Origin of the sequence: Bacillus sp. SIMBA_005 (assembly GCF_046535585.1) — a bacterium.
In the GTDB taxonomy this organism is placed as follows: Bacteria; Bacillota; Bacilli; order Bacillales; family Bacillaceae; genus Bacillus; species Bacillus pumilus.
The window spans coordinates 1-272 of sequence record NZ_JAWRWI010000405.1 but is presented as its reverse complement, the minus strand read 5'-3'; the positions used below and the strand labels follow the sequence as shown (position 1 = coordinate 272).

Here is a 272-nt window from a genome sequence, read left to right as displayed (position 1 = left end):
CAGAAAATAACTTGTCCAATCGTGGCAATCCAAATGGTCAGGAGCGCAAGGAAGTACCTGTAGAAGAAATAGTGAAGTTGCGAAATCGGGGCTTTACTTTTGAAGAAATAGCCATGACACTGAGAGGTCTTGGCTTCGAAGTTAGTAAGGCAACCGTACATAGGCGCTATCAAGAACATCAAGAAAGATTAGCAGGCAAATAATTTGCACTGCTAGTCTTTTTTTTTATTCTAGCTAACAGTCTTGAAGGGGAGTAGAGAGCTCAACTTTGC

General features: G+C 41.5%; 1 pseudogene. It reads left to right on the top strand.

What is annotated here, in order from left to right:
- Positions 1-203, top strand: a pseudogene (locus tag SB660_RS20645) (YneB family resolvase-like protein); the annotation flags it as partial.
- Positions 204-272: the final 69 nt, after the last annotated feature.